At 70.5% G+C, this 23002-nt stretch carries 16 protein-coding genes; 6 read left to right on the top strand and 10 right to left on the bottom strand.

Annotated elements, in window-relative coordinates; genetic code table 11:
- The 3 genes from BLV96_RS30815 to BLV96_RS30805 form a co-directional block, all read right to left on the bottom strand.
- Positions 1 to 2682, bottom strand: a complete 2682-nt coding sequence (locus tag BLV96_RS30815) for a bifunctional acetate--CoA ligase family protein/GNAT family N-acetyltransferase (protein ID WP_086678056.1) — start codon at positions 2680 to 2682, stop codon at positions 1 to 3.
- A gap of 2 nt (positions 2683 to 2684) precedes the next feature.
- Entirely contained in the window at positions 2685 to 3854 is a 1170-nt protein-coding gene (locus BLV96_RS30810) for an acetoin utilization protein AcuC (protein WP_086678057.1), read from the bottom strand.
- 418 nt (positions 3855 to 4272) lie between these two features.
- Complete coding sequence (locus BLV96_RS30805; RefSeq protein ID WP_086678059.1) at positions 4273 to 5118, bottom strand: sulfurtransferase; 846 nt, start codon at positions 5116 to 5118, stop codon at positions 4273 to 4275.
- A gap of 112 nt (positions 5119 to 5230) precedes the next feature.
- Between BLV96_RS30805 and BLV96_RS30800 the strand changes: the two genes are divergently transcribed.
- From BLV96_RS30800 to galE, 3 genes are all read left to right on the top strand, one after another.
- A complete protein-coding gene (locus BLV96_RS30800) occupies positions 5231 to 5947 on the top strand; it encodes an iron-dependent transcriptional repressor DtxR (RefSeq protein WP_086678061.1) in 717 nt (238 codons plus the stop codon).
- Entirely contained in the window at positions 5944 to 7128 is a 1185-nt protein-coding gene (gene galK, locus BLV96_RS30795; protein ID WP_086678063.1) for a galactokinase, read from the top strand. Before BLV96_RS30800 ends, galK begins: the two co-directional genes overlap by 4 nt.
- A 78-nt stretch (positions 7129 to 7206) precedes the next feature.
- On the top strand, positions 7207 to 8187 hold the full coding sequence (gene galE, locus BLV96_RS30790) for a UDP-glucose 4-epimerase GalE (protein WP_086678065.1): 981 nt from the start codon (positions 7207 to 7209) through the stop codon (positions 8185 to 8187).
- A 117-nt stretch (positions 8188 to 8304) separates the two neighbouring features.
- On the opposite strand, the gene BLV96_RS30785 is transcribed toward galE, so the two are convergent.
- Together BLV96_RS30785 and BLV96_RS30780 are read right to left on the bottom strand one after the other, a co-directional pair.
- The gene (locus BLV96_RS30785) at positions 8305 to 9411 is read right to left on the bottom strand and encodes a DUF4192 domain-containing protein (protein ID WP_086678067.1); all 1107 of its coding nucleotides are present in this window, start codon (positions 9409 to 9411) and stop codon (positions 8305 to 8307) included.
- Between the two features lie 159 nt (positions 9412 to 9570).
- On the bottom strand, positions 9571 to 10425 hold the full coding sequence (locus BLV96_RS30780) for a M23 family metallopeptidase (protein WP_091389718.1): 855 nt from the start codon (positions 10423 to 10425) through the stop codon (positions 9571 to 9573).
- A gap of 96 nt (positions 10426 to 10521) precedes the next feature.
- On the opposite strand from BLV96_RS30780, the gene BLV96_RS30775 reads away from it, so the two are divergent.
- A complete protein-coding gene (locus tag BLV96_RS30775) occupies positions 10522 to 11637 on the top strand; it encodes a sensor histidine kinase (RefSeq protein WP_086684500.1) in 1116 nt (371 codons plus the stop codon).
- On the top strand, positions 11634 to 12275 hold the full coding sequence (locus tag BLV96_RS30770) for a response regulator (protein ID WP_086684497.1): 642 nt from the start codon (positions 11634 to 11636) through the stop codon (positions 12273 to 12275). The genes BLV96_RS30775 and BLV96_RS30770 overlap by 4 nt, the downstream gene beginning before the upstream one ends.
- Position 12276: 1 nt before the next feature.
- Here BLV96_RS30770 and BLV96_RS30765 read toward each other — a convergent pair whose 3' ends face one another.
- From BLV96_RS30765 to BLV96_RS30755, 3 genes are all read right to left on the bottom strand, one after another.
- Positions 12277 to 13671 carry an FAD-binding oxidoreductase gene (locus BLV96_RS30765; RefSeq protein WP_086684494.1) on the bottom strand — a complete coding sequence of 465 codons (1395 nt, stop codon included), beginning with the start codon at positions 13669 to 13671 and terminating at the stop codon, positions 12277 to 12279.
- A 74-nt stretch (positions 13672 to 13745) separates the two neighbouring features.
- Positions 13746 to 14393, bottom strand: coding sequence for a YdcF family protein (locus BLV96_RS30760; protein ID WP_086684491.1), 648 nt, complete (start codon positions 14391 to 14393; stop codon positions 13746 to 13748).
- Positions 14393 to 16198, bottom strand: a complete 1806-nt coding sequence (locus tag BLV96_RS30755; protein WP_086684488.1) for a Xaa-Pro dipeptidyl-peptidase — start codon at positions 16196 to 16198, stop codon at positions 14393 to 14395. Before BLV96_RS30755 ends, BLV96_RS30760 begins: the two co-directional genes overlap by 1 nt.
- Before the next feature lie 84 nt (positions 16199 to 16282).
- Between BLV96_RS30755 and BLV96_RS30750 the strand changes: the two genes are divergently transcribed.
- Positions 16283 to 17842, top strand: a complete 1560-nt coding sequence (locus BLV96_RS30750; RefSeq protein WP_086684485.1) for a mucoidy inhibitor MuiA family protein — start codon at positions 16283 to 16285, stop codon at positions 17840 to 17842.
- Positions 17843 to 17850: 8 nt separating this feature from the next.
- Here the strand turns inward: BLV96_RS30750 and BLV96_RS49320 are convergent, their stop codons facing one another.
- On the bottom strand, positions 17851 to 21633 hold the full coding sequence (locus BLV96_RS49320; RefSeq protein ID WP_143051044.1) for an NACHT domain-containing protein: 3783 nt from the start codon (positions 21631 to 21633) through the stop codon (positions 17851 to 17853).
- A complete protein-coding gene (locus tag BLV96_RS30735; RefSeq protein ID WP_086684982.1) occupies positions 21630 to 22955 on the bottom strand; it encodes an esterase/lipase family protein in 1326 nt (441 codons plus the stop codon). Before BLV96_RS30735 ends, BLV96_RS49320 begins: the two co-directional genes overlap by 4 nt.
- Positions 22956 to 23002: the final 47 nt, after the last annotated feature.

The raw sequence follows: 23002 nt of genomic DNA, 5'->3' as shown, positions 1-23002 counted from the left end.
TCAGTCCAAGGGGTTGATGGCGCGCAGGCGCCGCGGGCCGGTGTCGGGCCGCGACGGCGGCGGCCCCAGCACCAGACGGGCGTTGGCGGCGAAAGCGCCGTCGGGCGACGCCAGGATCGGGTCGAGCACCAGCGACCGCACCTCCGGGTTGTCCTCGGCGAGCGCGGCGACGCGCAGCACCATGTCCTGCAGGGCGGCGAGGTCGGCGGGCTCGTCGCCGCGGTAGCCGGTCAGCAGCGGCGCGGTCCGCGGCTCGCGCAGCAGCGTGGCCGCGTCGACGTCGGTGAGGGGCACCGCCCGGTACGCGCGGTCGCCCAGCAGCGTGCTGACGAGCCCGGACAGCCCGAACGACACGAGCGTGCCGAACGACGGGTCGTCCTGCAGCCCGATCACGCACGACAGGCCCTTCGGGGCCATCCGCTGGACGTAGACGTCGTCGTCGCCGGAGACCTCGCGCAGGGTCTCGTAAGCGGTGCGAACGGCGTCTTCGGACGCCAGGTCGAGCCGCACCCCGGCCAGGTCGGGCCGGCCGCGCAGCCGCTCGTCGACGGCCTTGAGCGTCACCGGGTAGCCCAGCTCGGCCGCCGCGGCGACAGCTTCGTCCACTGTGGACGCCACGCGGAACGGGACGACGTCGATGCCGTAGCAGCCCAGCAGCCGCACGACGTCGGTGTCGGACAGCAGCGTCGTCTTGCCGCTTTCGGTTTCGAGCAGCTCGCGCACGAGTCCCTGCGCCTGCTCGGTGTGGATCCCGGCCGGCCGGATCAGCGTGCCCTGCGGGCGCTGCCGCCAGGCCGCGTACCGGACGACCCGGGCGAGCGCGTTGACCGCGCGTTCCGGGCTCGGGTACGACGGGATCGAGCCGCGCGTCGGCACGCCGTCGCCCGTCGAGACGGCCAGTTCGTCGGGGACGCCTTCGGCGGCCAGGAACGTCGAGACGATCGGCTTCTGCTGCCCGAGTTCGACCACGGTTTCACGCAAGGCGCGCGCGTACGCCGTGCCGGGGATCGCCACCGGCGGGGCGAACACGACGACCAGCGCGTCGGTGTCCGGCGAGGTGAGCGCCTCGCCGACCGCCTTGGCGAAGTCGTCCGGGCCGGCCTGCGGGCCGACGTCGATCGGGTCGAAGGCCAGCCGCAGGCCCTGCATCCGCGCGGTGTCGGCGGCCAGCAGCCCGATCGCGCTGGAGTTGCCGACGATGCCGATCCGCGGCCCGGCGGGCAGCGGCTGGTGGGCGAACACGAGCGCGGTGTCGAACAGCTGCGCCAGCGATTCCACCCGCACGACACCGGCCTGCTCGAACAGGGCCTGCACACTGGCCTCGTCGATCTCCGTCGACGTCGCGGCCAGCTGCGGGCGGACCGCGTGCCGCCCCGACTTGACCGCGACGATCGGCTTCGTGCGAGCCAGCCTCCTCGCCAGCCGGGCGAACTTGCGCGGGTTGCCGAAGGACTCGAGGTACAGCAGCACGAGGTCGGTGTCCGGGTCGGTTTCCCAGTACTGCAGCAGGTCGTTGCCCGAGACGTCGGCGCGGTTGCCGGCCGAGACGAACGTCGACAGGCCGAGGCCGCGCGATTCGGCGTCGGCGAGGATCGCGGTGCCCAGCGCGCCGGACTGGCAGAAGAACCCGGTGCGCCCGCGCCCGGGCAGGCGTGGCGCGAGGGTGGCGTTGAGCCGGATGCCGGGCGCGGTGTTCAGCACGCCGAGGGCGTTCGGGCCGACGACGCGCATGCCGTGCGCCCGCGCCTCGCCGACCAGCCGCAGCTCGGCGTGCAGGCCGTGCGGCCCGGCTTCGGCGAAGCCGCTGGAGAGGATCAGCAGCGTCTTGACGCCCTTGGCGAGGCAAGCGTCCAAAACGGACTCGACGGACTCGGCGGGCACCGCGACGACGGCCAGGTCGACCGGGTCCGGGATGTCCAGCACCGACGGGTACGCGCGGACGCCCCGGACCGAGCGGTGCTCCGGGTTGACCGGGTAGACGGTGCCGGTGAACGCGGCGGCCAGGAGGTTCACGAAGGCGACGTGGCCGACCTTGCCCGGCTCGGCGGACGCGCCGATCACCGCGACCGACGTCGGGTGCAGCAGGTTGTGCACGCTGCGCGCCTCGGCGGCCTGCTCCCGCGAGCGCGCGACGGCGAGGGACTCCTCGGTCGGGTCGATGTCGAACTCCAGGTGCAGCACGCCTTCCTCGATCTCGCGGCTGACCTGGTAGCCGGCGTCGCGGAAGACCCGCACCATGGCGGCGTTCTCGGCGAGCACCTCGGCGACGAACCGGCGCAGCCCGCATTCGGAGGCGGCCGCGGCGAGGTGTTCGAGCAGGATCGAGCCGAGCCCGCGGCCTTGGTGGGCGTCGCTGACGACGAAGGCGACCTCCGCCGACGGCCCGTGGTCGAGCCGTTCGTACCGCCCGACCGCGACGATGTCGTCGCCGAGGAAGGCGGCGAACGCGACGCGGTCGTGGTGGTCGACGGTCGAGAACCGCTTGAGGTCCTTCTCCGGGATCCGCGGGTAGGCGCCGAAGTAGCGGAAGTAGCGGGTGCGCTCGGAGAGCTTGCCGTGGAAGGCGACGAGGCCGTCGGCGTCGGTGGGGACGATCGGGCGCAGGTGGACGGTGCCGCCGTCGGACAGCACGACGTCGGCCTCCCAGTCGCGGGGGTAGTCGAAGGGGTCCCGGCCGGTCATGGTCAGTCCCTGGGGTCGTCCGGGTCGAGGCCGTGCAGGGGGAAGACGGCGCGGCGGGTGTCCCGGACGGCGACGTCGACCGGGTCGTCTTCGCCGTCGCCCCAGGGTTTGAAGGCGGTTTCGCGCTCGTCGGTCATGGCGTGCGGCAGTTCGGCGTTCGGCGCGGCCTTGGAGACGGTTCCGACCCAGCCCGGCGGCAGCGGCGTCGCGGGGGCGACGTCCCGGTCGAGGACGGTGGCGATCAGGTGCGTCCACGACCGCGGGACGACCCGGATCAGCTGGTATCCGCCCCCGCCGACGGCGATCCACTTGCCGCCGGCGTAGGTCTCGGCGAGGTCCCGGAGGGTGGCGTAGATGGTGCGGTGGCCGTCGACGGAGAGCGAGAGGTCGGCCAGCGGGTCTTCCTCGTGCGAGTCGACGCCGCACTGGGTGAAGAGCAGTTGTGGTTCGAAGTCGGCGAGCAGTGAGGGAACGACGGCGTTGAAGGCGCGCAGCCAGCCCGGGTCCCGGGTGCGCGGCGGCAACGGGACGTTGACGGAAGTCCCGTCGGCCTTCCCGCGGCCGGTTTCGGCGGAGTAGCCCGTGCCCGGCCAGAGCGTGAAGGGGTGCTGGTGCATCGAGATGGTGAGGACGCGGGGGTCGTCGTAGAAGGCGGCCTGGACGCCGTCGCCGTGGTGGACGTCGGTGTCGATGTAGGCGATGCGGTCGAAGCCGTGGTCGAGCAGCCACGAGATGGCGACGGCGCAGTCGTTGTAGACGCAGAAGCCGGCCGCCTGGTCGCGCATGGCGTGGTGCAGCCCCCCGGCGATGTTGACCGCGCGCGTGGCCTCGCCTTCGGCGATCTTCCGGGCGGCGAGCAACGTCGAGCCGACGACGAGCGCGGAGGCATCGTGCATGTCGGAGAAGACGGGATTGTCGGAGGTCCCGAGCCCGTGCCCGACATCCCACCCGACAAGCGGCGCCTCCCGCACGGCGGCGATGTATTCGGGGGCGTGGATCCGGAGGAGTTCCTCGTCACCGGCACCGGTGGGGATCAGGAGCGGGACGTCGTCGAGCACGCCGAGTTCGGTGGCCAGCCGGACGGTGAGCTCCAGCCGGACGGGGTTGAAGGGGTGATCCCCACCCAGGTCATAACCGAGAAGGGCGGAGTCCCAAACGACGGCCGGCGACATGGGGTCGACTGTAGTGCCGATCGAGGGAACGCGTGGACCGGAAGTGAGCGGCGCGGGGTAGCCCGAGCGGCGCGGCGCTGTCGAGGGGCGGTCGCCGGCGCGGGTGCTCGCTCCCCGGGGCCCGCCGCCGGCGCGGTGCTCGACCGGCGCCTTCCTCGCGGGCGCTGGCGCAGCCCGGCACGATGCTCGACCGGCACCTACCTCACGGGCGCTAGCGCAGCCCGGCACGATGCTCGACCGGCCCCTACCTCACGGGCGCTGCGCTCCCTCGGGGCCCGCCGCCGGCGCGGTGCTCGGCCGGCGCCTTCCTCGCAGGCGCTGGTGCAGCCCGGCGCGCTGGGCCGCCCGCCGGTCCACCGCGGCTCGGCCGGCCGCGTTCCCGGGCGGCCGGCCGCCCGGCTCGCTCCTTCGAAGCTGCTCAGCCGGGCAGGTCGCCCGTCGCGGCTGGGCGCTGGGGGTCGCGGGACCAGTGGGACCACGAGCCCGCGTACAGCCCCGCGCCCGGGTGCCCTGCCAGCTCCAGGGCCAGCACCACCGAACTCGCCGTCACTCCCGAGCCGCAGTACGCCGCTACCGGCTCACCCGGGCGCAGGCCCAGGTCCGCGAACCGGGCTGCCAGCTCCTCCGGGGCGTGCCAGTGGCCGTCGTCCGTGGTGTGGCCGGCGAACGGGGCGTTCACCGCTCCAGGGATGTGGCCCGCCCGGGGGTCGACCGGCTCGGTCTCGCCCGTGTAGCGCGGGTTCGCGCGTGCGTCCAGCAGCAAGCCGTCGCGGGCCAGGGCCGCTGCCTCGTCCGCGTCGAGCACCGGCATGCCGCCCGGCCGGACCGTGATGTCCCCCGGCTCGGGCTCCGGCTGCTCCGTGCTCACCGGGTGACCGCCGGCCGTCCACGCAGCGTAACCGCCGTCGAGTACCGCCACCTCGTCGTGACCGGCCCAGCGCAGCAGCCACCACGCCCGCGCCGCCACCGAGCCGTCGGCGTCGTCGTAGACCACCACCGGCTCCCCCGCCCGGACGCCGGCCGCGCGCAGGTCGCGCTGCAGGTGGGCCGGGTCGGGCAGCGGGTGGCGGCCGCCCTCGCCCGGCTCGCCCGCGAGCACGCGGTCGAGGTCGGTGAAGACCGCGCCGGGCACGTGGCCTTCGCGGTACGAATCGGCGCCGGGCGGGCCGGCGAGCCGCCAGCGGACGTCGAGGACCACGGGCCGGTCCCCGGCCGGGCCGGCCAGCGCGGCGGCGAGGTCGGTGGTGCTGATCAGCGGACGCATGCCTCCCATCTTCCAGCGGCCGCCCACCCGGCCGCGCCGGGGTGCGGACATATCCGTCACCGGCGAGTTGTTAGTCCAAGGCCCGCCGCCGCCGTCGGGGTCAACGACTACGATGAGCAACGCGGACGAAGGGGACAGCGTGAACGATCTCATCGACACCACCGAGATGTACTTGCGTACGATCTACGAGCTCGAAGAAGAAGGTGTCGTTCCGCTGCGCGCCCGCATCGCCGAGCGCCTGCAGCAGAGCGGCCCGACCGTGAGCCAGACCGTCGCCCGGATGGAGCGCGACGGCCTCGTCGTGGTCGCCGACGACCGGCACCTCCAGCTGACCGACCACGGCCGCGAGCTGGCCATCGCCGTCATGCGCAAGCACCGCCTGGCCGAGCGCCTCCTCGTCGACGTCATCGGGCTCGAGTGGGAGCACGTGCACAACGAGGCGTGCCGGTGGGAGCACGTGATGAGCGAGGCCGTCGAGCGCAAGCTGGTCAAGCTGCTCGACCACCCGACCACCTCCCCCTACGGCAACCCGATCCCCGGTCTGGACAAGCTGGGCGACGGCGACCCGGCCCCGCCCGCGGAGGCCGACCTCGTCCGGCTGGACGAGTTCGCCCGCACCGGCGGCGGCCGCGTCGAGATCCGGCGCATCGCCGAGCACGTCCAGCTGGACGAGTCGCTGATGACCGAGCTCAAGTCCGTCGGCATCGTGCCGGGCGGCACGGTCACCATCGGCAAGGCCACCGGCGGCACCGTCGAGGTCACCGGCGGCGAGACCACCGCCCAGGTCGCCAGCTCCGCGCTGCACGCAGTCCTGGCGCAGGCCAGGTGAGGCCCGCTTCGGAGGCCGTGGCGGCGTTCCGCACGGTCCACGGAGTCGCGCCCGCCGGCGTGTGGTCCGCGCCCGGGCGCGTCAACCTGATCGGCGAGCACACCGACTACAACGACGGCTTCGTGCTGCCGTTCGCCCTGCCGCACCGCCTGGCCGCGGCGGCGTCACCCCGCGAGGACGGCGTGCTGTCCGTCGCGACCCTGGGCGACGACGGCCAGCTCCAGCGCTCCGGCGAGCTCAAGATCGCCGACCTGGCGCCGGGCACCGTCGACGGGTGGGCCGCGTACCCGGCCGGGGTCGCCTGGGTGCTGCGCGACCAGGGCTTCGCCGCCGGCGCCGACCTGGTCGTCGCCGGGGACGTGCCGTCGGGAGCGGGGCTGTCCTCCTCTCACGCGCTCGAGTGCGCGGTGTCGCTGGCGTTGCTGGGCCTGGCCGGGCTGGAGCTCGGCGCCCCCGGCGAGCGCGTCCCGACGCGGCCCCAGGTGGCGCGGTGGGTCCAGCGTTCGGAAAACGACTTCGTCGGCGCGCCCACCGGCCTGCTCGACCAGACGGCGTCGCTCTGCTGCACCGAGTCCCACGTCCTGTTCCTCGACGTGCGCTCCGGCGAGCAGGAGCAGGTGCCCTTCGGCCTGGCCGACGCCGGGCTGCAGGTGCTGATCATGGACACCCGCACGAAGCACTCGCATGCCGAGGGCGGGTACGGCGAGCGTCGCCGCGGCACCGAGCGCGCCGCCGAGCTGCTCGAGGTGAAGGCGCTCCGGGACATCACCGTCGAAGGGCTCGGCTCCGCGCTCGACCGGCTTCCCGAGGACCTGCGGCCGCTCGTGCGGCACGTCGTCACCGAGAACCAGCGAGTGCTCGACACGGTGGAGCTGCTGCGCGCCGGCCGGCTGGCCGACATCGGCCCGTACCTGGACGCTTCGCACGTCAGCATGCGCGACGACTACCGGATCTCCACGGCCGAGCTGGACCTCGCGGTCGACGCGGCGCGGGAAGCCGGCGCGCTCGGCTCGCGGATGACCGGCGGCGGCTTCGGCGGCTCGGCGATCGCGCTGGTCCGCGACGCCGACCTGGACGGGGTCAAGGCGGCCGTCGAAGCGGCGTACGAAAAAGCCGGCTACCGGCGGCCGCGGATGTTCACCGCGGTGCCGTCGCGCGGCGCGGGTCGCGACGAGGTCTGAGGCCCCGCGCGGACCCGCGCGCCGCCGAGGGGGAAGACTGACCGCGACAGTCATCACCCTCGGCAGGAAGGCCTGGACGTGTCGGAGCAGAGCAACGCCCTGAAGCTGGTCGTGACGGGCGGAGCCGGGTACGTCGGCAGTGTCTGCGCCGCCCGGCTGATCGAGGCCGGGCACCAGGTCACCGTCGTCGACGACCTGTCCACCGGCCACGCGGACGCCGTCCACCCGGACGCGCGGTTCGTCGAGGGCGACGCCGCCGAGGTGGCGGGCAGCCTGCTGCGCGAGGGCTTCGACGGCGTGCTGCACTTCGCGGCCAAGTCGCTGGTCGGAGAGTCGATGACAGAGCCGGCGAAGTACTGGGAAGGCAACGTCGTCACGTCGCTGCGGCTGCTCGAGGCCATGCGCGAGCACGGCACGCCCCGCCTGGTCTTCTCCTCGACGGCGGCGACGTACGGCGAGCCGGAGCAGTCGCCGATCCCGGAGTCCGCGCCGGCCCGGCCGACCAACACCTACGGCGCGACGAAGCTCGCGATCGACCACGCGATCACCAGCTTCGCCGGCGCGCACGGACTGGCCGCGGTGAGCCTGCGGTACTTCAACGTCGCGGGTGCGTACGGGGCGTTCGGGGAGCGCCACACCACGGAAACCCATCTCATCCCCCTCGTTCTCCAGGTCGCCACGGGCGACCGCGAAAAGATCCAGATCTTCGGCGACGACTACCCGACGCCGGACCACACCGCGGTCCGCGACTACATCCACGTGGTGGACCTCGCGGACGCGCACCTGCTGGCGCTCAAGAGCGCCACGGCGGGTGCGCACCGGATCTACAACTTGGGCAACGGCACGGGATTCTCCGTTCTGCAGGTGATCGAGGCTTGCCGGGAGGTCACGGGCCACCCGATCCCGGCGGCGGTGGCGCCGCGCCGGGCGGGCGACCCGTCGGTGCTCGTGGCGGCCAGCGACCGGGCCCGGGAGGACCTGGGGTGGAAGCCGGAGCGGACCGAACTGGCGGGGATCGTGCGCGACGCTTGGGAATTCACCCAGGCCCGGCTGGGCTGAGGTCGCGGATCGTCCGGCCGGGCCGGACCACCGCCGGTTGGTGGCGGTCAGGCCCGGCCGCGGCGCACGTGCGCCCGGGATCGGACCAGCCGGGCGGAACTTCCGTGTCCCGCCGGCTCAGGACTCGTCTCCCACGGACTCCGCGTGTCCACAAGAGACAGTCACCGGCAGATCCGCGCCGGCCTCCGGTGGCGCCAACCCGAACCCGGACAGACCCGTCGGGTCCGCTGCCAACGCCAGCCCCAGCAACTGCTTCGGGGGCATGCCGCGGCGCAGGACCGTTCTCAGCAACCCCGCCAGCACGTGGTCGCCGTTCGCCTCCAGCGCGTTGTCCAGGGCCATTCCCGCGAATGCTCCGTCGCCGCGCATGAAGGCCGTGTAGCCCAGCAGGGTTGCCGCTTCGGCTCGCTCCGGGGCCGGGAGCTCCTGGACCAGCGTCAACCACAACCGTTCCGCCTCGCGCGCCGGTGGGGTGTGGGGTGGGACCGCCATGCCCAGGCACGCGTCACGGATCTCCGGGAGCGTCAACGCGCTCGCCAGCGACACCGCCTGCTCGTCCGTCGGCGGGCCCGCGCCGCGGCGTTGGCGCTCGAAGGCCGCTCGGATCACCGCTGCCGCTTCGGAAACGCACGCCGGCTCGGGCCAGGGCAACGACGACATCCCGGACAACGACGCACTCCGGCGGGCCACTGCGTCCGGGGACCGCGGAGCCAGCAGCGCCTCCAGCTCGTCGCGGCTGTCGAAGGCCACCCAGCCGGCTTCCGCGGCCGATGCCGCCGCCACGGTCGCGCGCGGGTCCGGGAGGTCGCCGCCGCAGCCCGGATCCGCATAACAGCCCCAAGGTGCTCCCTCGGCGATGTCCTCGGCCCACAGCGCGTGCAGCACCGGGATGCCGAGCTCGCCGAGCGCGTCGGCCAGCTCGGCCGCGAAGCCCGCGTGCGGTGGCGGGCTGCCGGGTCTTCGCCGCCCGCCGATCAGCGCCAGCGTCACGCCCGTGGGCGGCGACAGGACGTACCTCCCCGCGAGCGCCCGGGCCTGCTGGGCCCGGTCTTCCGGGTGCGGGAGGTCGCCGCGCAGGACCAGGCCCACGCGGTCGGTCCGGTGGCCGAGCAGGACGACCGAGCCGGCGGGCCGGAACCCGATCAGGTACGGGAGCGCGGCCAGCAGCTGCGCGGGGCTTCGGAGGTCGACCGGCGGCCGGCCGGTCGGGGTGGAAGTGGTCATGCCTCCAGCGTGGGGCAGGACGGGGCCGGGTGGGGCGGTGGCGGCGAATCTGTGGATGGGCGGGGCCGATGTGGACGGAACCGGGCGGGCGGCGGCCGGGCGGCGGGTTTTTGTCGGTGGGGCGGGCTATCCTGCCCGGCCCCACCGACCGGTCCGGCCTCAGCCGCAGTGCTCGAACCCGCTTTCGTAGGTGTTGCCGCCCACCGAACCGCCCCACTTCACGCAGGTGGCGGCGGCGGTCTTCTTCACCGGCCCGGCGTAGTAGGTGAAGCTGCCGGAGTCGGTCACCCGCGCCGAACCTTGGACCTCCAGGAAGGCCGAGACCGGGCTGGCCGTGCCGAGCGACGTCGCCTTCAGCGTCGTCACGCAGTTCGCCTGGGTCGAGGAGTTGTACAGCAGGTACGCCGTACCCGAAGAGTTCGCCAGCGCCTGCTGGTCGACGACGGAAAAGCCGGCGCCGCAGACCTCTTCGGCGGAGTACGGGTTGCCGCCGCAGTTGTTCTTGCTCGTGAAGTTCGTGTGCGCGTAGTACGGCACGGCGACGCCGTTCAGCTTCGCCTTCTGTACCACGCCGTTCAGCCGCTCTTCGAAGTGCAGGTGCGGGCCGGTGACGCCGCCGGTCGCACCCGCCTTGCCGAGCTCCTTGCCGAGGCCGACGGACTGCCCGACCGAGACCTCCTGGGCCGACAGGTGCGCGTACCGGGTCCGCCAGCCGCTGCCGTGGTCGACCTCGATCCACTTGCCGTAGCTGGTGCTGCCCTCGTCGGCGACCCGCGTCACCGTGCCGGACGCCGCGGCGAGCACCGGCATGCCCGTGATGCCCGACTTCTGGAAGTCGACCGAGTACTCGGGGCTGTGGCCGCTGAACGTCGCCGCGGTCACCGTGACCCCGCACTTGAACGGCACCTGGAAGTTGGGCGCGGCCGACGCGGGCGCCTGGCCGGCGAGGGTGAGGCCGAGCGCGGGCAGCGCCGCGGCGGCGGCGAACACGGCGAGCCGTCGCAACCTGGACATGGGGCTTACCTCCTGACAAACGAGACAGCTTGACCCCACGAAGGGAAGCCCCCGTCGGTACATTTTCCGTACAAGCACCCGCGGAGGACACCCCTGATGACGCCTCGACGACCCCCGTTCCCCACGGCACAGGGCTGGCTGCGCTGGGGGCTCGTCGCGGTGCCGATGATCACCACGATGCCTCGCGCGGACGCGGTCGCCTGGGTGCTGATCGGGATCACCCTCGTCCTGTCGGTCCCGATGCCGTGGATCGCCGACCTCGGCGCCCGGACGTCGTCGGCGATCCTGTCGCTCGCGGTGATCGCGTCCACCGGCGCGCTGTGGGTGGCCCTGCCGGGCAGCTGGGCGACGGTGGCGATGTTCAGCACGACGTTCTTCGTGGTGCTGCGGCAAGCTCCGGTACCGATCGTGCTGGCGATCGTGCTGGACGCCGCGCTGATCACCGTGGTCTGGGTGGCCCGCCAGGACCTCTGGGAAAGCGCCCTGTCGACCTACGCGGTCCTCGCCGTGATCGTGCTCATGGGGCTGAACCGGCGGACGCGCAACGCCCGGGTCGAGCAGACCGAGCTGGCGCTGGCCCGCGCGCAGACGGCGTCCGAGGAGCACGCCCGCGCCGCCGCCCTCGCCGAACGCGCCCGCATCGCGCGCGAGCTGCACGACGTGCTCGCGCATTCGCTGGCCGGGCTTTCCCTGAACCTGCAGGGCGCCCGGCTGATGCTGGTGCGCGACGGGGCGAGCCCGGACGCCGTCGCACAGATCGAACGGGCGCAGAAGCTGGCCTCGGACGGCATGGCCGAGGCCCGCAAGGCCGTGGCCGCGCTGCGCGAGGACGCCGTTCCCGTCGAACGCGCGATCGCCGACCTGCTGGCCGCCTACCGGCTCGACAGCGGGGCGCGGGCCGACCTCGAGGTCGAAGGCGAACCTCGCGAACTCGACGCCGCGGTCGGCACCGCCCTGGTCCGCGCGGTGCAGGAAGCGCTGGCCAACACGCGCAAGCACGCGGCGCACGCCGACGTCGACGTCACGCTGGGCTACACCGCCGGTTCGGTGACGCTGACCGTCACCGACCGGCAGGGCAGGCGGCCGCCGGACGCGCCGGCGGCAGGCTACGGTTTGCGCGGGATGAGCGAACGGGTCGCCCTGCTCGACGGGCACCTGGACAGCGGGCCGGGGGAGGACGGATGGCGGATTCACCTGACGGTGCCGGCGTGACGCTGCGCGTCGTGCTGGCCGACGACCAGGCGGTGGTCCGGGAAGGCCTGGTCACGCTGCTCGGACTGCTGCCCGGCGTCGAGGTGGTCGGCGCCGCCGCGGACGGCCTGGCCGCACTCGACCTCGTCGCCGAGCACCACCCCGACGTCGTGCTGGTCGACCTGCGGATGCCGCGCTGCGACGGCGTCGAGACCACCGAACGGATCCGCGCCGGGCACCCGGACACCGAGGTCGTCGTCCTGACCACCTACGCCGACGACGAGTCGCTGCTAGCCGCGTTGCGCGCCGGCGCCCGCGGCTTCCTCACCAAGGACGCCGACGCCGAAGCGATCGCGCGGGCGCTGCGCTCGGCGGCCGCCGGACAGTCCACAGTGGACGGCGAGCTGCAGCGGCGGCTCGTCGAGGCCGCCACCCGCAGCACACCCCGGCGGGTCAAGGAGGTCGAAGGCCTGACCGCCCGCGAGGTCGAGGTGCTGCGGCTGATCGCGGCGGGCCTGTCGAACACGGAGATCGCGCGCACGCTCGTGGTGAGCGAAGCGACCGTGAAGACCCACGTGAACCACCTGTTCACCAAGGCCGGGCTACGGGACCGCGCGCAGGCGGTCGCCTTCGCCTACCGGGCGGGCATCGCGGACTGACTCACCCCGCGGGCGGGATGTTCGCGTTGTGGTGGAACACGTTGCGTGGGTCGTACTGCGCCTTGATCCGCGCGAGCCGCTCGTACTTTTCACCGTACGACGTCCGGACGCGGTCCTCGTCGTACTCGGCCATGAAGTTGACGTAGCCGGCGGAGTTGGACGCGTGCGGCACCAGCGCCGCCCAGAACCCGCGCACCCAGGAGCGGTCCGCGGCGAACGGCCCGGCTTCGGGAGCGAGCGCGGCGATGTTCACGGCCAGGCTCTTCCGCCGGGCCCCGCCGAAGGCCGTCGCGGCGTCGTCGGCCGCGGCGAACGCCCCGTGCATCGAGAAGATCGGCATGATCGACAGGGGGGACGCCTTCCGCGGCAGGAAGTCGGTGATCACATCGATGACCGCGTCGGTCAAGCCGTCGACGAAGGCGGCCTTCTCGTAGCCGAGGATGCCCCACGGCGCGGCGTCGTCGATCATCCGCTGGAGCTCCACGTACGGGATCGGCGAGACGAATTCGAACAGCGGCGCCGTCCCCGACCGCGCCCCGCGGATCGCCTCGGCGTGCTGGTCCTCCCCCTCGAACCCGGCGATCAGCAGCGCGTAGCCGGGCCGGAAGTGGTGCTCCTCGGGCACGAACGGTGCGGGCGGTGCGTTGAGCCCGGCGACCAGGACGCCCATTTCGGGCGGCAGCGTCTCGAGCACGTCGCGGGCCTGGCGCAGGGCGGCGGCGCCGTCGTCGAGCCCCCAGAAGAACAGCCCCAGGTGGACGATCGGGCCCACCGGGTGCAGCCGGAACTCGAACTCGGTGACCACGCCGAAGTTGCCCCCACCCCCGCGCAGCGCCCAGAACAGGTCGGGGTGCTCGTCGGCGGACGCGCGCAGGATCTGCCCGTCGGCCGTGACGACCTCGGCCGAGAGCAGGTTGTCGCAGCTCAGGCCGTGCTTGCCGGTCAGCCACCCGAAGCCGCCGCCGAGGGTGAGGCCGCCGACTCCGGTGTGGCTGACCGTGCCGCCCGGCACTGCGAGCGCGTGTTCCTGGGTGGCGGCGTCGAGCTGCGCCCACGTCGCGCCGCCGCCGACGCGCGCGGTCCGGTTCTCCGGGTCGACGCTGATCGCCCGCAACGAGCTCAAGTCGATGCAGACGCCACCGTCCACGACCGCGGCGCCTCCGAAGTTGTGGCCGCCGCCGCGCACCGAGACGTCGAGCGCCGCTTCGCGCGCGTACGCGAGCGCCGCCGCGACGTCCCCGGGCCCGGCGGGCTGCACGACGACCGCGGGACGGCGGTCGATCTCGCCGTTCCAGACCGATCGGGCGACGTCGTAGCCGGCGTCGCCGAGGGTCAGGAGCGATCCGGTCAGCTGAGCGCGCAAGCTCGCCAACGTGGGTTCGGCGGTCGAGGTCATGGCGGTTTCCTCTCACAGCGGACAGAACCCCTATGAGTCGCCTGACCTGCGAAGATCGTTACAGTGCGTGATCTTCAGCGGTGTGGCAGGAGACGCTGCGTGAACCCCGCCGCGGCCAGCCGGCCGAACGCACGCTCGACGCCGGCCGGGACGGGCTGCGGGATCGCGAAGCCCCGTTCCGCGTACCGGGTGATCCGCTGGGTCTCGCCGACGAGCATGCTGACCACGCGCTCGACGTCCTCTTCCCCGGTGACGTGGTCCTCGAACGAGACCGCTTTCGACGCGCATACGACGTCGACGCCGGGCCAGAGCTGCTTCGCCGTCGCGTACGCCCGGCGCTGCTGGTAGGGCCGCGTCACCAGCGTCACGGACCGGATTTCCCGGCCGGCCAGCAGCCGGCGGGTGAACGCGATGTTCTCGCCGGTGTTGCGGGCCGCCGGCTCGACCAGGATCACGTCGTCGGGCACGCCCCGCTCCAGCGCGATTTCGCGGTAGTGGACCGCTTCGCCGCGCGGGAAGCGCTCCACCGTCGTCGGGGCGTTGGCGCCGGTGAAGGCGACGAGCGGGAAGCGGCCGGCGTGGAACAGCTCGGCGGTGTGGACGGCGACGCCGGGATCACGGCTGCCCAGCCCGATCCCGACGTCGGAACGCCGCGGCTCGTGTCGCAGGTCGTGGTACTCCCACAACGTGCGGACGTCGGCGTCCAGGTGCTCCGGCAGCATCAGCCGAACGCGGCTCGCAGCGCCGGCTTGCCGCCCGTGACCGGCAGCGTCACCGACGTCCTGGTCAGGTCGAGCGCCAGCCCCGCGCCCGGCTTCGGCCGCAGCGTGTAGTCGTGGTCGCTCGAAGCCAGCAGGAACTCCAGCCGGTGCCCCGCCGCGAGGATGTAGTCCTTCGGCATCAGCTCGACGCCGATCCGGTAGGTCTGCCCGGGCGTGATCGGCTCGGTGCGGGCCGGCGACGCGCGGTTCTGCGGGTCGGTCCAGCCGCGGCTGATGACGTGGGACGTGCCGTCGGGAGCGCGGTCGAGCAGGATCGCCGAGACGTTCGCCGCGGGCCGGTCGAACGCCAGCGCCAGGTCGGCGCGCGCGGTACCGGAGAGGCGTACGGACTGCTTCGCCGCCGAAGTCGCGTACAGCAGCCGGTTACCGGACGAAGCCAGACCGGCCAGCTGCTCGATCGTCTTCGACGAGTCGTCGGCGAGGGTCTCGACGGCCGCCTTGCCCGGGACCGGGTTGCGCGTGTCGATGGTGCCCTTCGACCGGCCGCCCGGCCACGGGTACACGCGGACGTCGGCCGTCGTCGGCGCCGGCCAGTCGGCCTCGTCGACCCACGACAGGTCCTCGCGCTGGATCGTCGCCTTCGGTTCGTTCTGGATGCCGTTGTCGATGCCGTAGAGGTAGTGCGACATCCACTTGTTCAGCGTCGCGAGCCAGGCGTCGCGACGCAGCGAGTACGGGTCGGCGTGGCCGGACTGGTGCAGCCAGATCTTGTGCTCGACGCCGTGCGCCTTCAGCGCTTCGTACCACTCGGCGACCTGGTCGGTCTTGACGTTCCAGTCGTTGAGGCCGTGCACCGCGAGCACCGACGCGTGCACCTTGGCGACGTCGTTGCGGTAGTTGCGGACGTCCCAGAACGGCGTGTAGTCGCCGGTCACGCGGTCCTGGTCGCGGGTCAGGCCGTCGATGACCGCGCGGCAGACCTGCCGGTCGGCCCGGGTGTAGACGTACTCGGCGAGCACGTCGGCGTCCTCGCCCTGGAACCCGCCGGCCGCGACGACGGCGCCGTCGTTGCGGTAGTACTGGTACCAGCTGGAGATCGCGGCGATCGGCACGATCGTCTCGAGGCCTTCGACGCCGGTGCTCGCGACGGCGTTCGGCAGCGTCCCGTTGTAGGACACACCCATCATGCCGGTCTTGCCGGTGCTCCAGTCGGCCTTCGCCGCGGCGCCGTTTGCATCTTTCGCGGCGGTGCGGCCGTTGAGCCAGTCGACGACCGAGCGCGCGCCGATCGTCTCGTTGACGTCGCCGGTGGTCGGGCAGCCGGTCGAGAGGCCGGTGCCGAGCGACTCGCCGTACACGACGGCGAACCCGCGGGCGGTGAAGTAGTCCTGGTAGCGCCAGGTGATGGGGGTGGCCGGGCCGACGCCGTGCGCGGCGACGCGCGGGCCTTCCGGGCCGCGGGCGTGGCCGGGCGCGTAGAGCTCGACGTCGACGTCGTGGTTCGCGACGTCGTTGCCGCCGGCGTAGTACGGGCTGGCCTGGTAGACGACGGGGACCTTCAGCCCCTGCTGCGTCGCACGCGGGCGGACGACCTGGGCGTGCACGAGGTCGTCGGCGCCGTCGTGGTCGCTGTCGACCGGCGCGGTGACCCAGACGTCTTCGCGGACGACGTCGGCCGGGTCGAACACGGGCTGGGCCTGGCCGCCGGTGAAGACCGGGGCGGGCGGCGCGGCTTCGGCGGGCACCGCGGTCAGCGGCAAGGTCGCCAGTGCGAAGAGCAGGACTGCGGTTCGTGCGGCTTTCACTCAAACCCCCAAGCCGGGCGAAGCGGACGAGTGTCGAGACTTCCGCTCCGGCCTCGGGGGTGTCAAGAGACTAACGTCGGGGGCATGCCGACCGTGGAAGCGCCGATCTCCGCCGTGACCGTCTACCCGCAGCAGGCCCGGATCACCCGCCGGGGCAAGGCCCCGCTCGACGGCGGGCCGCGCCTGACGTTCGCCGGGCTCCCCCTGTCCCTCGACCCGGGCTCGGTGCGCGTCACCGGGACCGGCCCCGCGCTGATCACGGGCGTCGACGTCCGCACCGAGCGGCACGCTTCGCCGGCCGACGCCGCGTTGCGCGCTTTGGTGGACCAGCGGCGCGCGGACCAAGCGACGCTCGACGGCGTCGTCGACGACGAAGCGGCCGAAGCGATGAAGGTGGATCTGCTGACTTCGCTCGCGAAGCGCAGCGGCGGCAGCTTCGCGAAGGCACTGGCAGCCGGGACCGCCGAGCCGTCGCGCGTCGCCGAGGTGACCGACGCTTTGAGTTCGCGGCTGGCGTCGGCGTTGAAGGCGCGTCGGGTGCTTTCGGATCGGATCACGCGGCTGCGTGAGGACCTCGCTGCTTTGGATCGCCGGATCGAGTCCCACAGTGCGCGGTCCGATGAGGACAGTACGTCGGTGGTGGTGGAGCTGGAGATTTCGGATGCCTCCGGTTCGGCCGAGCTGGAACTGTCCTATGTGGTCCCCGGAGCGAGCTGGGAGCCGGGGTACGACGTCCGGGTGCGCGGGACCGAGGTGACGGTTCTTTCTTATGGTTTGGTCAGCCAGCACACGGGCGAGGACTGGCCGGAGTGCGAACTCGCTTTGTCGACCGCGCGGCCGGCGGTTTCGGTGGTGGTACCGGAATTGTCGCCGTGGTACCTGGACCGCGTCCACCCGGTCCCACCCGCCCCGGCGGCGGCGTACGGCGGTTCGGGCGGCGGGATCCCGGACGGCGCGCGGACGAGGGGGTTCGCGGCTTTGGCCGCCGCTCCGATGGCGCCGAAGTTGGCTTCGGTGGAGCAAGGGACGACGGCGGTGACGTACCGGCCTTCGCGCCCGGTGGCGGTGCCGTCGGGGGCGTCCGGGCATCGGACGACGTTGGCTCAGCTTTCCCTCACAGCGGTTTTGGGTTACGTGACCGCGCCGGTGCTGGCCGAGGAGGCGTACTTGCGGGCTGTCGTGGTGAATTCGTCGTCGGTCGCGTTGCGGCCGGGGCGGGCTTCGGTGTTCCACGACGCCGAGTTCGTCGGGACCACCGTTTTGGAGGCGTGGGCTCCCGGGGAGGAGCTGGAGCTGGCATTGGGGGTGGACGACCGGATCAGGATCGAGCGCGAGCTGATCCGCCGGACGGCTTCGAAGGCGACTTTGTCGGGCCAGAAGCGGCGGGAGGCGGAGTACCGGATTTCGGTGGGCAACCATGGGCCGCGTTCCGCTGAGGTGACGGTGCTGGATCAGGCGCCTGTTTCGCGGGATGACGGGGTCACGGTTCGGGATGTGAAGACGTCGCCGGAGCCGGTGGAGACTTCGGAGCTGGGTGAGTTCACGTGGAAGTTGACGTTGGAGCCGGGGCAGACCGGTGAGGTGAAGCTTTCCTATCGGGTGGATGTCGCGAAGGGCGTGGAACTGTCGGGTTGGCGGGAGTAGCCCCTACCTCAGGAACTCAAGAACGATCGGGCTCGGTTGATGCAGGCGAACGCAGCTTCTTGCTCCTCAACATCGCATCGCCAGCACCCAGTCCATTCTTCAAGACGGTCAAGCACTTCAATCGGATCACTGAAATCATGACGAGGTAAGACAAATAAACTACAGGAACGTGACACGAGCTCCAAGAAGCTGGACCCAGCCGAACAATTTGAATTCAGACTTTCCGGTCGAGAGATCCAAATTCGCAGAAGATCATCGACTCTGGCACCCAGAATACCGTTACTAAGCGGAGTGGCCCGACAAAGATAGCGCATGAGACCATCAAATTCAGATTGCTCATTCAGCGAGGTTTCATGATCAGGAAGAGACCATACCGTGCGCTCGACAGCAGTCAGCAACGACTCGGCGACGTGCGGCCAGAGCGCAATCCCCTTCACTACTGAACCTAATCTCCACGCTATATCCTCGACACCAGGATTAGCGATCGCCCACTCGACGAACGCAACCGCGACAGGCTCAGTTATCTCACGCTGACGAGCGATATACTTCGACACGGAGTCGTCGCCGACCCCATTGAGTTCCAGCCACCGCAATGAGACCTTGACCGCCTCGTCGCGATACTCATCATTGAGATTCTGCCTCAGCAAGCATCCGAGCAAGAAATGCGCGTTCGCCAAAGTTCCATTCAGGCGAAGCCAAGAAAAACAAGCATCAATGATCGCCTCCATAATTGCGTCATCAATCTTGCGCGAGAAGAGTTTCACCAAGGCGTACTGCGCATCGACAGCAGTTCCGCATTGACGCAACCAATCACGAATCCGAGTGGCCACAACCCCCGCGCTCCCCACATCAAGATCGCGACCCAACAGAGACCCCAGCACGAACCCAGCCTCGACAATCGCTCCATGCGCACTCAACCACGCAAGAGCATGACCGACGGCAACCCCAGCACTCTCCACATCAACTTCACGACCCAAAAGGGACTCAAGCACAAATCTGGCCTCAACGATCGTTCCATGCACACTCAACCACGCAAGAGCATGACCGACCGCAACCCCAGCACTCCCCACATCAAGATCACGACCCAACAGAGCATAAAAAACGAATTGCGCATCAACGGTCGTTCCATGCACACCCAGCCACGCGAGCGCATGACCGACCGCAACCCCAGCACTCCCCACATCAAGATCACGACCCAACAGAGGGCTCAGCACAAACCCCGCCTCAACGGTCGTATCTTGCTCGCTCAGCCACGCAAGGGCATGACCGACCGCAACCCCAGCACTCCCCACATCAAGATCACGGCCCAACAGAGGGCTCAGCACAAACCTGGCCTCAACGATCGTTCCATGCACACTCAACCACGCAAGAGCATGACCGACCGCAACCCCAGCACTCCCCACATCAAGATCACGACCCAACAGAGCATAAAAAACGAATTGCGCATCAACGGTCGTTCCATGCACACCCAGCCACGCAAGAGCATGACCGACCGCAACCCCAGCACTCCCCACATCAAGATCACGACCCAACAGAGCATAAAAAACGAATTGCGCATCAACGGTCGTTCCATGCACACCCAGCCACGCAAGAGCATGACCGACCGCAACCCCAGCACTCCCCACATCAAGATCACGACCCAGCAGAGGCCCCAGCACAAACCCCGCCTCAACGGTCGTATCGTGCTCGCTCAGCCACGCAAGGGCCTCCGGCACAAGCCGAGGGTCGGTCTTTCCCACCTCTGAGCGGAATCCCTTGTAGAACAGGTGACGAGCGGACATCGACCGCTTGTACCGCCGCAACCAGGGATCCACGACCTGATGCCATGCGTTGAAAGCCACCGGCGACCAAGCGGGATTTTCTAACACGGCACCGATAGCGTACGATCCCTCGTCCTCACCACCGGCCAACACCTCACCCGCACGCTCCGCATTGGCGGACAACCATGCCGCACAACGACTGCGAAACGATTCCCCTTTTCCAGTGGGCATGTCGCGTATCACGCGACTGAGGTTCAGCGCGAACCGACCGACGGACCGCCCCGACGTCAAACAAGTTTCGAGCACGCGATCGGACAGATCTCCGCGAACGATGTTCGTCACCTGGTCGATCAGGATGTGCTCCACCAGCTGGTCGGCGACCAGGTCGTGCACCGGCGCCCATCCTCCAGGGCCTCTCACCATCCACTTCATCATCTTCAACTTCGCGAAGATCGATTCGGCGTCAGCCAGCTCTTGGCCGCATGTCATGATGCTTGCTTCGCCTTGCGGGGAAGCAAGCATCATGGCCACACACGCCTGCAGGGAACGCCCTGGCGGTGCCACGTCATCATCAAAGTGGTTGGCAGGGGGAGACGGGAGCAGGTTGTCCTCCCGTAGTCTGCGTTTCAGCCAGCTGATGAGGTCGGCCGACCGGATCCGGGGAAGCGCCTCCTCCAGCAAGTGCCGAGCGCAGAGACTTTCGGCCTCCGAAGCGATCAGCATGGCGATCACCGGGCGGTTTCCGCAGATGTCCCGCATCCGCTCCAGACCGACCGCTTCAACCGCCCCCGGTGCCATCACGTGCAGGATCTGGTCCCGGATCGCCGCCGTTCGCGCCGCATCGGGCTCCAGCTCGATGACTTCGAACAGCACTTCGAGCGAAGCCGCCGCTCCGGTCGAACGCCACCCCGGTCGGCAGGAAGCGATGAAGGCGATTTTCGAGCCGTAACGAGCCCTGTCAGACGATATGAGATTGCGCAGTGACAGCCAGTCGATGCGATAGTCGTTGAGGTAGTCCAGGACGACGAGGATCCGGTCGGCACGTTCTTCGATGATCGCTTGGTTCAGAGTCGAACTGGTGACGGCGGTTTCGCCGGCGGTCACATGGAGTACCGCCCAGCCCGCCTGCACCGCCTGAGCGGCGACTTCGAAGCAGGTGCGTGTCTTTCCCACTCCGGCGGCGCCGACCAGCAACACGCCGGGCAGCCCCGCGTCCATGGCCAGACGGTCCAGCAACCGGCGAGGGTGGACCGGATCGCTCTCATCCGCCGGCGGCACGAACGGCAGGTTGGCGGCGAGGAGGTTCCTGCGGAAACCTTCGAGGAAGTTGACTTCCTCGATATGTGTGTGAATGCCGCTCACATGCCGGGCTTGAGCGCGCATCTCGCCACGCGGGTCGTAGTGGAGGCCGACATCCACGACGAGGGAGATCCGCCAGTTCCCCGAGGTCAGGAGCTTCGCGCCCACCCGAACCGCGGACTCCAGGGTGGGGTCCTCCTCGGTGACCTGGGTGATTTCGATCGGCAGAAACGCCCCTGCACCGTCGACTTCCTGGCGCATCCCACGCGGCCAAAGCACTTCCGGACCGTTACCCGGAGCGAAGTCCTCATATCCGGGGTCTCCGCCGACTCCGCTCCAGGACCCGGCTACCCACGCCACGACCATCGCGTGAGCAGGACCACCCGCTACCGGGTCCAGCAGGATGATGAGCGGGTGCACGCCGGCGTCCAAGCAAGCACCCGAGAACGTGACCGCCAGGTCGACGCAGTTCGCCAGCCGCGGTGACTTCAGCACCTCTGTCGGACCGCGGATCTCTTGCCAGCCGTCTTGACCCACCACCGACTCGTCGGCGTATCGGATTCCCGCACGAGCGAACCCCTCGAACACCGCGCGAACCCGTTCCAAGGCACCGAGACCGAACCCTTCGGTGCGCGGTGGTAGCGAGCTCAACAGGGTGGCCGCGGTGTTGGCTTCGACGTACCGCAGCACGAGGCCGGGATCTTCCGCCCGGTTCCACAGCGGACGGTTCACAGCACCTCCTCGGCGGCTTCGGCCTCCCGAGTGGGATCCAGGACGACCAAATCGACGTCGGCGAAGATCGATTCGGGACCACGCACCTGCCGTGCTTCGAACTCGATGCGGTAACGACCCGGCAGCAGGGCCGGCAACGTCGCCCGCCAGGTGCGCTCCGAGCCGGTCATCACCGTCGTGAACACCGGCGGTGCGGTCACCGGAACGGCGCACAGTGTGATCTGCACACCGGCGGCCAGTGCAGCTTCGGGCTGAATGGTCACGCCGACCGCGACCTCTATGCCGGCAGGCACGACGTCCTCGACATCGAGGCCAAGCCACGGCGTTTCCGGCGCTTCCCCGCCTCGCGTCGGCATGGGCTCGCCCGAATAGGTCCTCAAGACTTCGATGACGGACGGGGTGCCGGTCAGCGGACCGTGACGCTCTCGCATGCCGCGCCAGACCGCTCTCTGCTCGCCCAGTTCGCGAGGAATCGCCGATAGCGCCGGTACTGTGCCATCACCCGCCCAGCCGACATTGCCGCGCCAGGCGGGATCCTCCTTCACAACCGTGAGTCGACCGCTCGGCCGCAAGGTGATCAGGTTCGGGGTGGCGTGGCCACGCCCGAAGTAGGGAATCACATCGGGGGCCCGGCCCGCCGGGATGTCTCCCCACGCCGTGGCGATGTCGTCGTGCACCTGCCGGCCCGCGGCCGCCATCGTCGCGAACTGTGCCGCGTAGGCAGACGGTTGGAGCCGAGTCAACTCGGTCTCGCGGCCGGCGTTCTCGTCCCAGACCGCCGGATACTGGGGCAGCAGTTCGTAGAGCGAGGGCCACCGGCGCAGCACTTTCCGCAGACCGGGGTGCCGAAGCGGGCCGATTCCCGGTCCGCGGACCAACCAGTCGACGGCTTTCGGGGCGCCACGATGTGGCGTCCCCAGAGTCAGCAACGCCGAACAAAGCGACCAGCCGCCGAGCGGGCCGATCCAGTACCTCGCGACCAACCCTCCCATGGAGTGAGCCACGACGATGACACGCCTTCTCGAGGAGGCTTCAGGTCCCAGTGTCGCACGCACCGCACCGGCCAGGCGCTCCGCCGCATCGGCCACCGAGCGACGAAAGTCGTACGGGAACAGCAGAACGTCGACGTCTTCGGGAACAGCTTCCCCAGAGCGATACGTGTGCAGGACGACGTCCTTGAAGCTCTTCGTGAGGCGTTCGCTCAATCTGTCGTAACCGATGATGGTCAGCAGTGGGCCGAACGCGCTGAACGTGCGGACGAGCGCACTCGGTTCGAGCTCGGGAAATCGTTCGAGGTCCAACCCGGTCGGGCTGATGACCATGCTTGCGAGTTGCGCACCCGCTAATTCCCAGGTGGTTCCATCCGGTC

It is taken from the genome of Amycolatopsis pretoriensis, from assembly GCF_900107925.1.
GTDB classification, from domain to species: Bacteria; Actinomycetota; Actinomycetes; order Mycobacteriales; family Pseudonocardiaceae; genus Amycolatopsis; species Amycolatopsis pretoriensis.
This window is presented reverse-complemented; position numbering and strand designations above follow the sequence as displayed.